General features: G+C 63.2%; 11 protein-coding genes. 10 read left to right on the top strand and 1 reads right to left on the bottom strand.

What is annotated here, in order from left to right:
• Positions 1-142: 142 nt before the first annotated feature.
• The gene (gene ydcS / locus ACF8FG_RS14225) at positions 143-1,294 is read right to left on the bottom strand and encodes a putative ABC transporter substrate-binding protein YdcS (protein WP_014592178.1); all 1,152 of its coding nucleotides are present in this window, start codon (positions 1,292-1,294) and stop codon (positions 143-145) included.
• 216 nt (positions 1,295-1,510) lie between these two features.
• On the opposite strand from ydcS, the gene ACF8FG_RS14220 reads away from it, so the two are divergent.
• The 10 genes from ACF8FG_RS14220 to lysS all read left to right on the top strand — a co-directional run bounded on the left by ACF8FG_RS14220 (position 1,511) and on the right by lysS (position 13,620).
• Positions 1,511-2,194, top strand: a complete 684-nt coding sequence (locus ACF8FG_RS14220; RefSeq protein ID WP_014592177.1) for a tellurite resistance TerB family protein — start codon at positions 1,511-1,513, stop codon at positions 2,192-2,194.
• A 169-nt stretch (positions 2,195-2,363) separates the two neighbouring features.
• Positions 2,364-3,986 carry a methyl-accepting chemotaxis protein gene (locus ACF8FG_RS14215; RefSeq protein WP_014592176.1) on the top strand — a complete coding sequence of 541 codons (1,623 nt, stop codon included), beginning with the start codon at positions 2,364-2,366 and terminating at the stop codon, positions 3,984-3,986.
• Positions 3,987-3,991: 5 nt separating this feature from the next.
• The gene (locus tag ACF8FG_RS14210; protein WP_014592175.1) at positions 3,992-4,498 is read left to right on the top strand and encodes a chemotaxis protein CheW; all 507 of its coding nucleotides are present in this window, start codon (positions 3,992-3,994) and stop codon (positions 4,496-4,498) included.
• Positions 4,495-5,769, top strand: a complete 1,275-nt coding sequence (locus tag ACF8FG_RS14205) for a protein-glutamate O-methyltransferase CheR (protein WP_014592174.1) — start codon at positions 4,495-4,497, stop codon at positions 5,767-5,769. The genes ACF8FG_RS14210 and ACF8FG_RS14205 overlap by 4 nt, the downstream gene beginning before the upstream one ends.
• Complete coding sequence (locus ACF8FG_RS14200; protein ID WP_003252198.1) at positions 5,766-6,431, top strand: chemotaxis protein CheW; 666 nt, start codon at positions 5,766-5,768, stop codon at positions 6,429-6,431. The genes ACF8FG_RS14205 and ACF8FG_RS14200 overlap by 4 nt, the downstream gene beginning before the upstream one ends.
• Positions 6,428-8,725, top strand: a complete 2,298-nt coding sequence (locus ACF8FG_RS14195) for a hybrid sensor histidine kinase/response regulator (RefSeq protein ID WP_019436538.1) — start codon at positions 6,428-6,430, stop codon at positions 8,723-8,725. The genes ACF8FG_RS14200 and ACF8FG_RS14195 overlap by 4 nt, the downstream gene beginning before the upstream one ends.
• Positions 8,722-9,735 (top strand): Wsp signal transduction system protein-glutamate methylesterase WspF, encoded by a 1,014-nt coding sequence (wspF, locus tag ACF8FG_RS14190; RefSeq protein WP_010952586.1) that lies wholly within the window; start codon positions 8,722-8,724, stop codon positions 9,733-9,735. The genes ACF8FG_RS14195 and wspF overlap by 4 nt, the downstream gene beginning before the upstream one ends.
• 51 nt (positions 9,736-9,786) lie before the next feature.
• Positions 9,787-10,791 (top strand): Wsp signal transduction system regulator diguanylate cyclase WspR, encoded by a 1,005-nt coding sequence (gene wspR, locus ACF8FG_RS14185; protein ID WP_004575465.1) that lies wholly within the window; start codon positions 9,787-9,789, stop codon positions 10,789-10,791.
• Between the two features lie 137 nt (positions 10,792-10,928).
• Positions 10,929-12,024 (top strand): peptide chain release factor 2 gene (gene prfB, locus ACF8FG_RS14180; protein WP_061405587.1). Its coding sequence is split into 2 segments (ribosomal slippage): positions 10,929-11,000 and positions 11,002-12,024, totalling 1,095 coding nucleotides; the frame shifts between segments, so codons are not numbered across the junction.
• 93 nt (positions 12,025-12,117) lie between these two features.
• Entirely contained in the window at positions 12,118-13,620 is a 1,503-nt protein-coding gene (gene lysS, locus ACF8FG_RS14175) for a lysine--tRNA ligase (protein ID WP_010952588.1), read from the top strand.
• The last annotated feature ends 61 nt before the right edge of the window (positions 13,621-13,681 follow it).

Here is a 13,681-nt window from a genome sequence, read left to right as displayed (position 1 = left end):
ACTCCGGACAACAAGGGTTCTCCTGTGCCGGCCTCTTCGCGGGTGAACCCGCTCCTACAGGACGCACCACCCCTGCAGGCGGTGAAGAACCTGGGGGAACGGGCTTGCCCGGGAAAAGGCCGCTACAGGCATTCAGGCAACCTCAGCGACCACCCATGATCGCAATGTAGTCCTGGGTCCAGCGGCTGTAAGGCACGAACTTGCCCCCTTGGGCCTGCGGTGTTTTCCAGAAGGCAATCTTGTCGAAGTTGTCGAAGCCGTTGGTCTTGCAGCCCTCGGCCCCCAGCAGCTCGCTGCCGGTGCACGCCGCCGGCACAGCCGGCAACGAGCCGAACCAGGCCGCCACATCGCCTTGCACCTTAGGTTGCAACGACCAGTCCATCCACTTGTAGGCGCAATTGGGGTGCTTGGCCTCGGCGTGCAGCATGGTGGTGTCGGCCCAGCCCGTCGCGCCCTCCTTGGGAATGGTCGAGGCCACTGGCTGGTTCTCGGCCTTGAGGCCATTGACCATGTAGCCCCAGGAGCTGGAGGCAACCACGCCTTCGTTTTTCACATCGCTCATCTGCACCGTGGCGTCATGCCAATAGCGGTGGATCAGCGGTTGCTGCTGGCGCAGCAGTTCCAGCACAGCCTTGTATTGTGCCTCGTTCAGTTCGTACGGGTCCTTGATGCCCAGTTCGGGCCTGGCCGACTTCAGGTACAGCGCTGCATCGGCGATGTAGATCGGCCCGTCGTAGGCTTGCACGCGGCCCTTGTTTGGCTTGCCGTCGGGCAGGTTCTGCGGCTCGAACACCACGCTCCAGCTGGTGGGGGCCTGCTTGAAGGTGTCGGTGTTGTACAGCAGCACGTTTGGCCCCCACTGGTACGGCGTGCCGTACACCTGCTCGTCGACCACATACCAGCCACCGTTCTGCAGGCGCGGGTCGATGCTCTTCCAGTTGGGGATCAGGGCAGTGTTGATCGGCTGTACGCGCTTGCCTGCAATCAGCCGCAGCGATGCATCGCCCGAGGCGGTGACCAGGTCATAGCCGCCCTTGGTCATCAGGCTGACCATCTCGTCCGAGGTGGCGGCCGTTTTCACGCTGACCTTGCAGCCAGTTTCCTTTTCGAAACCGGTCACCCAGTCGTAGGCCTTGTCGCTTTCACCGCGTTCGATGTAACCGGGCCAGGCGACGATGTCCAGGCGCCCCTCGCCGTCCCCCAGGGCCTTGGGCGTTTCGGCGGCCTGCAGGCTGGCGCTGGCCAGCAAGGCGCAAGTGGTGGCGCCGAGCAATGCGGTCTTGTGCACTGACATGGTGTTCCCTCTTCTTGGCGATCTTGTTCGGGCAGTCATGAGGCAAGCAGTGAAACAATCGTTATAAGCGTAGTGCGTGAGTGCGAGGTATTGGCGATATCGAGTCTAGTTGGCTTTTTGCCCGCTAACGCAACATCCTGAAGCAAATCCCTGCATGGCGTGTGCTCCGCCAAGCCTTACTCTGGCGTTTGAATCTTCTTACGTGGAGACACGCGAATGAACACCCGCGGCTTGCTCGATCAACTCCTCAAATCCGGCCAGCAACTGCTCGAAAAGCAGGGGGGCGCCGCCAAGCCTGGCAGCCCTTCGGGCGGGTTGGGCGGGTTATTGTCCGGGGCAGGGGGCGGCCTGCTGGGTGGGGGCGCTCTGGGCCTGTTGCTGGGTAGCAAGAAGGCCCGCAAGTACGGTGGCAAAGCCCTGACTTACGGCGGCCTCGCCGCGTTGGGGGTGCTGGCTTATAAAGCTTACGGCAACTGGCAGGCAAACCAGCGCGGGGCCGCAGCCGAGCCTCAAACCATCGACCGCCTGCCGCCGGCGCAGGCCGAGCAGCACAGCCAGGCGGTACTGCGTGCCCTGGTGGCGGCGGCCAAGTCCGATGGGCATATCGACGAGCGCGAGCGGGCGTTGATCGAGGGCGAATTCACGCGCCTGGACAGCGACCGCGAATTGCAGCACTGGCTGCATGCCGAGCTGAACAAGCCGCTGGACCCGGCCGAAGTGGCCCGCGCTGCGCAAACGCCGGAGATGGCTGCCGAGATGTACCTGGCCAGCGTGATGATGGTCGATCAGGAAAACTTCATGGAGCGTGCCTACCTGGACGAGCTGGCACGCCAGCTGAGGCTGGACCCGGGATTGCGCCAGGAGCTGGAGGCCCAGGTGAGAGAGGCGGTTGCGCAGTAGCAGCGCTTATCAGGACATTTTCTGCGCTTGTCGAACCGAGCGCGGAAAATGTCACGGCAAGCCTTGCCAGCTTTTACCCAATCCGCGCATTTCGTCCGATAAACCGTAAGACCTCTGGGCTATACTTCGGCGATTTTTCCCGCTCGTTGTGAATTCCTGAGGGCTGAATGTGAAGAACTGGACCTTGCGCCAACGGATCCTGGCAAGTTTCGCCGTGATCATCGCCATCATGCTGCTGATGATCGTGGCCGCCTACTCGCGGTTGGTGACTATCGAAACCGCCGAAGAGGCGGTGGGGACCGACAGCATTCCCGGCGTCTATTACAGTTCGATGATCCGCAGCGCCTGGGTTGACAGCTACGTCACCAGCCAGCAACTGGTGGGCCTGTCCAACCATCGTGAAATCACTTCGGCCGACCTGGAACTGTTCAGAAGCTTCGATAATCGGCTGAAGCAATACATGGCCAGCTACCAGGCCACCATCCAGGACAAAGACGACCAGGCCCGATTTGACAGCTTCGTGCAACTGGAAGAAAGCTACCTCAAGATCGTCAAACAGGTGCTGGATGCCTACGGTCAGCGCAACTACGACGAGGCCCAGCGGCTGATCACCGAGGTGCTTACTCCGGCCTGGAAGGATGGGCGCGAGCACCTGAATGAAGTGATCGAGAATAATCGGGCCTCTGCCGATGCCGCCACCAACGATATCGTCAATGCAGTCAACACGGCCAAGGGCAGCATGGTGGTCTCGCTGCTGCTGGCAATCGTCGCTGCCGGCATCTGCGGCCTGTTGCTGCTGCGCGCTATCACCGCGCCCATGCAGCGTATCGTGCATGCCCTCGACAAGCTGCGTTCCGGTGACCTGAGCATGCGCCTGAGCCTGGATCGCAAGGACGAATTCGGTGCCATCGAAAGCGGCTTCAACGAAATGGCCGAGGCACTGGCCAACCTGGTGGCCCAGGCCCAACGTTCGTCGGTGCAGGTGACCACTTCGGTCACCGAAATTGCCGCCACCTCCAAGCAACAGCAGGCCACCGCCACCGAGACGGCCGCCACCACCACCGAAATCGGCGCCACCTCGCGGGAAATCGCCGCGACTTCGCGGGACCTGGTGCGCACCATGACCGAAGTGACCACGGCTGCTGATCAGGCATCCAGTCTGGCTGGCTCCGGGCAGCAGGGCCTGGCACGCATGGAAGAGACCATGCACCAGGTGATGGGCGCTGCCGACCTGGTCAATGCCAAGCTCGGTATCCTCAACGAGAAAGCCAGCAACATCACCCAGATGGTGGTAACCATCGTCAAGGTTGCCGACCAGACCAATCTGCTGTCGCTCAACGCCGCCATCGAAGCGGAAAAGGCCGGTGAATATGGCCGCGGCTTTGCCGTGGTCGCGACCGAAGTGCGCCGCTTGGCCGACCAGACCGCCGTGGCCACCTACGACATCGAGCAAATGGTGCGCGAGATCCAGTCGGCAGTGTCGGCCGGTGTCATGGGGATGGACAAGTTCTCCGAAGAAGTGCGCCGCGGCATGTTCGAGGTGCAACAGGTGGGCGAGCAACTCAGCCAGATCATTCACCAGGTGCAGGCCTTGGCGCCGCGCGTGTTGATGGTCAACGAAGGCATGCAGGCCCAGGCCACCGGTGCCGAGCAGATCAACCAGGCGCTGGCCCAGCTCAGCGATGCCAGCACCCAGACTGTCGAGTCGCTGCGCCAGGCCAGTTATGCCATCGATGAGCTGAGCCAGGTGGCTGCGGGCCTGCGTGGCGGCGTTTCGCGCTTCAAAGTCTGACCGCGATGAACGACTTGCAACCGCGCGCGGCGTGGGCGGAGAACGCCAAGGGGGCGTTGTACCTGCAGTTTCGCATCAGAGCGCAGCGTTTTGCCCTGAGCGTGCACGAGGTGATCGAAGTGCTGCCGCGTCAGCCGCTCAAGCCGATCGCCCAGGCACCTGCCTGGGTCGCGGGTATCCTCGCCCATCGTGGCCAGCTGGTACCGGTCATCGACCTTGCCGCCTTGAGCTTTGGCCAGCCGGCGGTGCAACGCACCAGCACCCGCCTGGTGCTGGTGCACTATCGAGGAGGCCTGCAGCTTGGCCTGATCCTGGAGCAGGCCACCGAAACCCTGCGTTGCCAACCGGACGAGTTTCAGCCCTATGGGGTGGACACAGGCGATGCGCCTTATCTGGGCCCGGTGCGCCAGGATGCCCAAGGCCTGCTGCAGCGCATCGAAGTCAATGACCTGCTGCCTGACACCGTGCACGAATTGCTGTACACGCAAGACCCGACAGGGATGCCAACATGAACGAACAGCGTTTCTTCCGCTTCTTGCGCGAGCGTATTGGCCTGGACGTGGAGTCGGTGGGCGCGCCCATGGTCGAACGCGCGCTGCGCCAACGTTGCGTGGCTGCGGGCGCGATGGACCTGGACGATTACTGGCTGCGCCTGCAGCAGTCGGCAGATGAGCAACAGGCGCTGATCGAAGCGGTGATCGTCCCGGAAACCTGGTTTTTCCGTTACCCCGAATCCTTCACTGCGCTGGCCAGCCTGGCCCATAAACGGCTGGCTCAACTGGCTGGCGCGCGCCCGCTGCGATTGCTCAGCCTGCCGTGTTCTACCGGCGAGGAGCCCTATTCGCTGGCCATGGCCTTGTTTGACGCCGGCATGGCGCCTGGGGCATTCCTTGTCGATGGAATGGACATCAGCCCAAGTTCAGTAGCCAAGGCCGTGCAGGCGGTGTATGGGCGCAATGCGTTCCGGGGTAGCGAACTGGGCTTTCGCGAGCGCTACTTCGATGCTCTGGACGAAGGCCACCGCCTGCATGAGCGGGTACGCCAGCAAGTCAGCCTGCGGGTGGGCAATGTGCTTGACCCGGCGCTGGCCAGCCGCGACGGCCTGTATGACTTCGTGTTCTGTCGCAACCTCTTGATCTATTTCGACGTACCGACACAACAGCGTGTATTCGAAGTGCTCAAGCGCTTGCTGCATCCGCAGGGTGTGCTGTTCATCGGCCCGGCCGAAGGCAGCTTGCTGGCACGCATGGGCATGCGTCCATTGGGGATCGCCCAGTCGTTTGCCTACGTGCGTCATGAAGGCGACAGCGCCCCCTTGGCGGCGGCACCCGCCCAACCTGGCAAGCGGGCGTTCACGACGTTGCCCGCACCGGTTTATCCGCAGCCCAGTGTGCCGTTGCCTCGTTCGCTGCGTGTGCTGCCGGTGGCGGCCAGGCCAGCGCCAGTCCGCGAGCACCGCCACGAGGGAGCCAGCGAGTTGCTGGCCGGCATTGCCCGGCTGGCCAATGCCGGTGCCAGCGAGCAGGCCCGTAGCGAATGCCAGCGCTACCTGAGCCAGTACCCGCCGTCGGCACAGGTGTACTACTGGCTGGGTTTGCTCAGTGATACCGAAGGCGATGCGCAGCAGGCGCTGAGCCACTATCGCAAGGCCCTGTACCTGGAACCACAGCACCCCGAGGCACTGGTGCACCTGGCCGCCTTGCTGGCGGCCCAGGGTGATCTGGCCGGCGCTCGGCGCCTTCAGGAGCGCGCGGCGCGGGCTGGCCGGGGGTCTGAACGATGAACAGTGAATCCGCGATGCAGTTGCTCGCCGAAGATGACGCGCACATCGACGACTGCTGGAACCGCATTGGCGTGCGCGGCGACAAGCAGTGCCCGCTGCTGGAGCGGCATGTTCATTGCCGCAATTGCGAGGTGTATGCCGCTGCGGCCACGCGTTTGCTCGACCGCTATGCGCTGGTGCAAGAGCACCAGGCTGCAGCTGTGCAGCCGGACGCGGAAAACACCGGTCGCTCGATGCTGCTGTTCCGTCTGGGCGAAGAGTGGCTGGCGCTGGCTACCGCCTGCCTGGCCGAAATCGCCCCGTTGCAGGCGGTGCATTCATTGCCGCACCAGCGCTCGCGGCTGCTGCATGGGGTTGCCAATGTACGCGGTGCGTTGGTGCCGTGCCTGTCCCTGGCTGACTTGCTCGGAGTGCAGGCCGGCTCCACCGAGCAACGCAGCGCACGGGCGATGCCACGTATGCTGATTCTGGCCGCCGAAGGCGGGCCGGTGGTGATGGCTGTCGAGGAAATCGACGGTATTCACCGGCTCGACCCGCAGTTGCTGGGCAGTGGCCGGGACGCCACACGCTTCACCGCCGCAGTCTTGCAGTGGCGCGGCCGCAGCGTGCGGGTTCTGGACGATCAACACTTACTGTCTGCCGTGCAGCGGAGCCTGTCATGACCCCAGAGCAAATGCGCGACGCATCGTTGCTCGAACTGTTCAGCCTGGAGGCCGAGGCGCAGACCCAAGTACTCAATGCCGGCCTGATGGCACTGGAGCGCAACCCCACCCAGGCCGACCAGCTCGAGGCCTGCATGCGCGCTGCCCACTCGCTCAAGGGGGCTGCGCGCATTGTCGGGGTGGATGCTGGCGTCAGTGTCGCCCACGTGATGGAAGACTGCCTGGTGGCGGCCCAGGAAGGTCGACTGCGGCTGACCGCCGAGCATATTGACGCGCTGTTGCAAGGTACCGACCTGTTGATGCGTATTGCCACACCCGGCGATGCAGGTGCGCAGGCGACCTTGCCGGTGTTTCTTGCGCAAATGGCCAGCCTGCTCGACCCGGGCGCCTCTGCCATGCCTGTGGTGCCGCTGGCTGCATCCGTGCCGCCGGAGCCGCCGCTGGCAACCCTGCCGCCTGCACCCGTGGTAATGCCAGCCGAAACGCAGGAACCAGAGCCCGAACCCGCCCTGCGGCGCAAGGCTGGCAAGCGCGCTGGCGAAGGTGCCGAGCGGGTACTGCGTGTCACTGCCGACCGCCTCAATAGCCTGCTTGACCTGTCCAGTAAGTCGTTGGTGGAAACCCAGCGGCTCAAGCCCTATCTGGCTACCCTGCAGCGCCTCAAGCGCATGCACGGCCAAGGTATGCAGGCGCTTGACGGCTTGCGCATGCAGCTGGAAGACACGGGGCAGGGCAACGAAGTGCTCGAAGCCTTGGCACAGACCCAGCGCCTGCTGGCAGAGACCCAGCAGATTCTGCAGCAGCAGGCGGCCGACCTGGATGAGTTCGGCTGGCAGGCCAGCCAGCGTGCGCAGTTGTTGTATGACACCGCCCTGGCCTGCCGGATGCGGCCGTTTGCCGACGTGCTGACCGGGCAAAGCCGCATGGTCCGCGACCTGGGCCGTTCGCTGGGCAAGCCGGTGCGGCTGGTGGTGGAAGGGGAGAAGACCCAGGTCGACCGCGATGTGCTGGAAAAGCTCGAAGCACCGCTGACCCACCTGTTGCGCAATGCCGTCGACCATGGCATCGAATTGCCCGAGTGGCGCCTGCTGGCGGGCAAGCCGGACGAGGGTGTGATCCGCCTGCGGGCTTCGCACCAGGCGGGCATGCTCAGCCTGGAGTTGATCGACGATGGCGCTGGTATCGATCTGGAGCGCCTGCGCAGCAGCATCGTCGAGCGCGCCCTGTCGCCCGCTGACACGGTGGCGCGGATGAGTGAGGCGGAGCTGCTGACGTTCCTGTTCCTGCCCGGTTTCAGCCTGCGTGACAAGGTTACCGAAGTGTCTGGGCGCGGTGTGGGGCTGGATGCGGTGCAGCACTTGATCCGCGAGCTGCGCGGCTCGATCGAGTTGACCCAGGTGGCAGGGCAAGGCTGTCGCTTCCATCTTCAGGTGCCGCTGACCCTGTCGGTCGTTCGCAGCCTGGTGGTCGAGGTGGGCGGGGAGGCTTACGCCTTCCCGCTGGCGCATATCGAGCGCACGCTGGAAGTGACCGCCGAACAGATCGTGCAGATTGAAGGGCGCCAGCACTTCTGGCACGAAGGCCGGCATATTGGCCTGGTGGCGGCCAGCCAGTTGCTCAATCGCCCGGCGGGGCAAAGCGACGAAGCCAGCTTGCGGGTAGTGGTGATTCGTGAGCGCGAGCAGCTGTATGGCGTGGCCGTGGAGCGGCTGGTGGGGGAGCGGGTGCTGGTCGTGATGCCGCTCGACCCACGCCTGGGTAAGGTGCAGGACATTTCCTCCGGCGCCTTGCTCGATGATGGCTCGGTGGTCCTGATTGTCGATGTCGAAGACTTGCTACGCTCGGTGGAAAAACTGCTCAGCACCGGCAGCCTGGAGCGCATCGAACGCGGCAGCAGCGGAGCCCGTGGCGCTGTCCGCAAACGCATCCTGGTGGTCGACGACTCGCTGACCGTGCGCGAACTGCAGCGCAAACTGCTGGGCAACCGTGGCTACGACGTGGCAGTGGCGGTGGATGGCATGGACGGCTGGAACGCCCTGCGCAGCGAGGACTTCGACCTGTTGATCACCGACATCGACATGCCGCGCATGGACGGTATCGAGCTGGTTACCCTGGTGCGTCGCGACCAGCGTCTGCAGTCATTGCCGGTGATGGTGGTGTCCTATAAAGACCGTGAGGAAGACCGACGGCGTGGCCTGGACGCCGGCGCCGACTACTATTTGGCAAAGGCCAGTTTCCACGACGATGCGTTGCTGGATGCTGTTGTGGAACTGATCGGAGGTGCTCAGGGATGAAGATCGCCATCGTCAATGACATGCCCCTGGCCGTCGAAGCGTTGCGCCGGGCGGTCGCCCTGGAGCCCGCACACCAGGTCGTGTGGGTGGCCAGTAACGGTGCCGAGGCGGTGCAGCGCTGCACCGAGCAGTTACCGGACCTGATCCTCATGGACCTGATCATGCCGGTGATGGACGGTGTCGAGGCAACCCGGCGGATCATGGCCGAAACCCCGTGCGCCATTGTTATCGTCACGGTCGACCGTAAGCAGAACGTACACCGTGTATTCGAGGCCATGGGCCATGGCGCCCTCGATGTGGTCGACACCCCGGCGTTGGGCGCTGGCGATGCCCGCGAAGCGGCGGCGCCCTTGCTGCGCAAGATCCTCAATATCGGCTGGCTGGTCGGCCAGCAGCGTGCACCTGCCGCAAGGTCGGTGGCTGCACCGCTGCGCGAGGCTTCCCAGCGCCGCGGGTTGGTGGCAATCGGGTCTTCGGCGGGTGGCCCGGCAGCACTCGAAGTGCTGCTCAAGGGTTTGCCGGCAGCGTTTCCGGCGGCCATCGTGCTGGTCCAGCACGTGGACCAGGTGTTTGCCGCAGGCATGGCCGAATGGCTCAGCAGCGCAGCAGGCCTGCCGGTGCGCCTGGCCCGTGAAGGCGAACCGCCGCAGCCAGGGCAGGTACTCCTGGCCGGTACCAACCACCACATTCGCCTGCTACAGAATGGCCAACTGGCCTACACTGCCGAACCTGTGAATGAAATTTACCGGCCCTCGATCGATGTGTTCTTCGAGAGCGTGGCACGTTACTGGAATGGTGATGCAGTGGGCGTGCTGCTCACCGGCATGGGCCGCGACGGTGCCCAGGGCCTGAAGCTGATGCGTCAGCAGGGCTTTCTGACCATTGCCCAGGATCAGGCCAGCAGCGCGGTGTACGGCATGCCCAAGGCCGCTGCGGCTATTGATGCCGCCGTGGAAATTCGCCCGCTGGAACGCATTGCCGGGCGCTTGACTGAATTTTTCGCAAAATGACGAAATGTATTGAATCACGCCGCCAGGCCGGTAGTGATCGGGTGAACAATGATGAATGATTTACCGATCGAAGGTTTCGCGACCACCAACGAGAACTCGGCGATGGTGCTGCTGGTTGATGACCAGGCCATGATCGGCGAAGCGGTGCGGCGTGGCTTGGCCGATGAAGACAACATCGACTTCCACTTCTGTGCCGACCCGCACCAGGCGGTGGCCCAGGCCATGCGCATCAAGCCTACGGTCATTCTTCAGGACCTGATCATGCCTGGCCTGGACGGCTTGACCCTGGTGCGTGAGTACCGCAACAACCCGGTGACTCAGGACATCCCGATCATCGTCCTGTCGACCAAGGAAGACCCGTTGGTAAAGAGTGCGGCATTTGCCGCCGGGGCCAACGATTACCTGGTCAAGCTGCCTGACACCATCGAACTGGTGGCACGCATCCGTTACCACTCGCGCTCCTACCTGACCTTGCTGCAGCGCGACGAGGCCTACCGTGCCCTGCGCGTCAGCCAGCAGCAGTTGCTTGATTCCAACCTGATGCTGCAGCGGCTGATGAACTCCGATGGCCTCACCGGGCTGTCCAACCGTCGCCACTTCGACGAATACCTGGAGCTGGAATGGCGCCGGGCGATGCGTGAGCAGCAGCAGTTGTCGTTGCTCATGATCGACGTGGATTACTTCAAAGTCTACAACGACAGCTTTGGCCATCTGGCCGGTGACGAGGCCTTGCGCCAGGTCGCCGAAGCCATCCGTAGCTCGTGCTCGCGGCCGACCGACCTGCCGGCGCGCTATGGCGGCGAAGAGTTCGCCCTGGTGCTGCCCAACACCTCGCCAGGCGGGGCGCGGTTGGTGGCCGAAAAACTGCGCCAGACCGTGCTGGGCCTTGGCATCCCCCATACTGCGCCGACCGCTGATACGTTCTTGACCGTGAGCATCGGCCTGGCCACCCAGACTCCGGCTATCGGCAGCCATTGCCGGCAGCTGATTTCGGCGGCCGATAAAGGTCTTTACCTGGCCAAGAACGGTGGGCGTAACCAAGTCGGCATCGCCTGAGCTCTTGGAGACGGCGCGGCCTGTGTGGGAGCGCAGGTTGCCCTATCTACATACGACCGCCCGGCGGGTCTGCCGCCATGCTGCGGACTCGGTTATACTCGCGGGCTTTTCACCGAATTCGCACGAGTAGCCCGCCCATGGAAATCCAACCGATCCTGAACACCATCAAGGACCTCACCGAGCGTTCCCAGTCAATTCGGGGGTATCTTTGACTACGATCACAAGCATGACCGCCTGATCGAAGTCAACCGCGAGCTGGAAGACCCCAACGTCTGGAACAAGCCTGAGTACGCCCAGGCACTGGGCCGCGAGCGTGCCATGCTGGCCCAGGTCGTCGAGACCCTGGACAAGCTGTCCAACGGCCTGGGTGACTGCCAGGACCTGCTCGACATGGCTGTCGAAGAAAATGACGAAGGCGCCGTCGGCGACGTCGTGACCGAGCTGGAAAGCCTGGAAGAAAACCTGGCCCAGCTTGAGTTCCGTCGCATGTTCAGCGGCGAGATGGACATGAACAACGCCTACCTGGACATCCAGGCCGGTTCCGGTGGTACCGAAGCGCAGGACTGGGCCAACATCCTGCTGCGCATGTACCTGCGCTGGGCTGACAAGCGTGGTTTCGACGCCACCATCATCGAGCTTTCCGAAGGTGAAGTGGCCGGTATCAAAGGTGCAACCGTGCACATCAAGGGCGAATATGCCTTCGGCTGGCTGCGCACCGAAATCGGTGTGCACCGCCTGGTGCGCAAGAGCCCGTTCGACTCCGGTGCCCGTCGCCACACGTCGTTCTCGGCGGTGTTCGTATCGCCCGAGATCGACGACAAGGTCGAAATCGAGATCAACCCGTCCGACCTGCGCATCGACACCTACCGTTCCTCCGGTGCCGGTGGCCAGCACGTGAACACCACCGACTCGGCAGTACGTATCACTCACGTACCGACCAACACCGTGGTGGCTTGCCAGAACGAACGTTCTCAGCACGCCAACAAGGACACCGCCATGAAAATGCTGCGGGCCAAGTTGTACGAGCTGGAAATGCAGAAGCGCAACGCTGCTTCGCAGGCGCTGGAAGACAGCAAGTCGGACATCGGCTGGGGCCACCAGATCCGCTCCTACGTACTGGATGACTCGCGTATCAAGGACTTGCGTACCGGCGTCGAGCGTAGCGACTGCCAGAAAGTCCTGGACGGCGACCTCGACCAGTACCTGGAAGCGAGCCTCAAGCAGGGCCTGTAATTCGCACCCCCATGCCGCGCTACCTGGCCAGCCGCCGGTAGCGCGTGCCCTGCCCGGAACGGGCAACGAATACCTGATGGAAAGAATGACGACATGAGCGACCTCAAGACCGAATCGCAAGACCTGCAACAGGAAGAAAACGCCCTGATCGCCCTGCGCAAGGAAAAACTTGCCGCCGAGCGCGCCAAGGGCAATGCCTTCCCCAACGACTTCCGTCGCGACAGCTACTGCAACGACCTGCAGAAGCAGTATGCGGACAAGACCAAGGAAGAGCTGGAAGCAGCCGCGATCCCGGTCAAGGTCGCCGGCCGCATCATGCTCAACCGTGGTTCGTTCATGGTCATCCAGGACATGACTGGCCGTATTCAGGTCTACGTCAACCGCAAGACCCTGCCGGAAGAAACCCTGGCCGCGGTCAAGACCTGGGACCTGGGCGACATCATCAGCGCCGAAGGCACCCTGGCCCGTTCCGGCAAGGGCGACCTGTACGTCGAAATGACCAACGTGCGCCTGCTGACCAAGTCGCTGCGCCCGCTGCCCGACAAGCACCACGGCCTGACCGACACCGAGCAGCGCTACCGTCAGCGCTACGTCGACCTGATGGTCAACGAAGAAACCCGCCACACCTTCCGTGTGCGTTCGCAGGTGATCTCGCACATCCGCAAGTTCCTCATCGAGCGTGACTTCCTCGAAGTCGAGACGCCGATGCTGCAGACCATCCCGGGCGGCGCCGCTGCCAAGCCGTTCGAAACCCACCACAATGCCCTGGACATGGCCATGTTCCTGCGTATCGCGCCGGAGCTGTACCTCAAGCGTCTGGTGGTCGGTGGTTTTGAGAAAGTGTTCGAGATCAACCGCAACTTCCGTAACGAAGGCGTTTCGACTCGTCACAACCCTGAATTCACCATGCTCGAGTTCTACCAGGCCTACGCCGACTACCGCGACAACATGGACCTCACCGAGGAACTGTTCCGCGAGCTGGCGCAACTGGTACTGGGCTCTACCGACGTACCGTACGGCGACAAGGTCTTCCACTTCGGCGAGCCGTTCGTACGCCTGTCGGTGTTCGACTCGATCCTCAAGTACAACCCGGAGCTGACCGCCGCCGACCTGCAGGACGTCGACCGCGCCCGCGAGATTGCCAGGAAGGCCGGCGCCAAGGTGCTGGGCCATGAAGGCCTGGGCAAGCTGCAGGTGATGATTTTCGAAGAGCTGGTCGAGCACAAGCTGGAACAGCCGCACTTCATTACCGAGTACCCGTTCGAAGTGTCGCCGCTGGCCCGTCGCAACGACGACAACCCGGCCGTTACCGACCGTTTCGAGCTGTTCATCGGTGGCCGCGAAATCGCCAACGCCTACTCCGAGCTCAACGATGCCGAAGATCAGGCCGAGCGCTTCCTGGCCCAGGTGGCCGAGAAGGACGCGGGTGACGATGAAGCCATGCACTATGACGCTGACTTTGTTCGTGCGCTGGAGTACGGCATGCCGCCGACCGCCGGTGAAGGCATCGGCATTGACCGCCTGGTGATGTTGCTGACCAACTCGCCGTCGATCCGCGACGTCATCCTGTTCCCGCACATGCGTCCGCAGGCCTGAGTGAGCTGAACGAGCCGCCTTTCGAGGCGGCTTTTTCTTGCCTGAAGCTTTATGTTGTCAG

Origin of the sequence: Pseudomonas sp. YQ_6, assembly GCF_043103245.1 — a bacterium.
Lineage (GTDB): Bacteria > Pseudomonadota > Gammaproteobacteria > Pseudomonadales > Pseudomonadaceae > Aquipseudomonas > Aquipseudomonas alloputida.
Note: the sequence above shows the minus strand (reverse complement) of the source record. Positions and strands in the feature narration are given on the sequence as shown.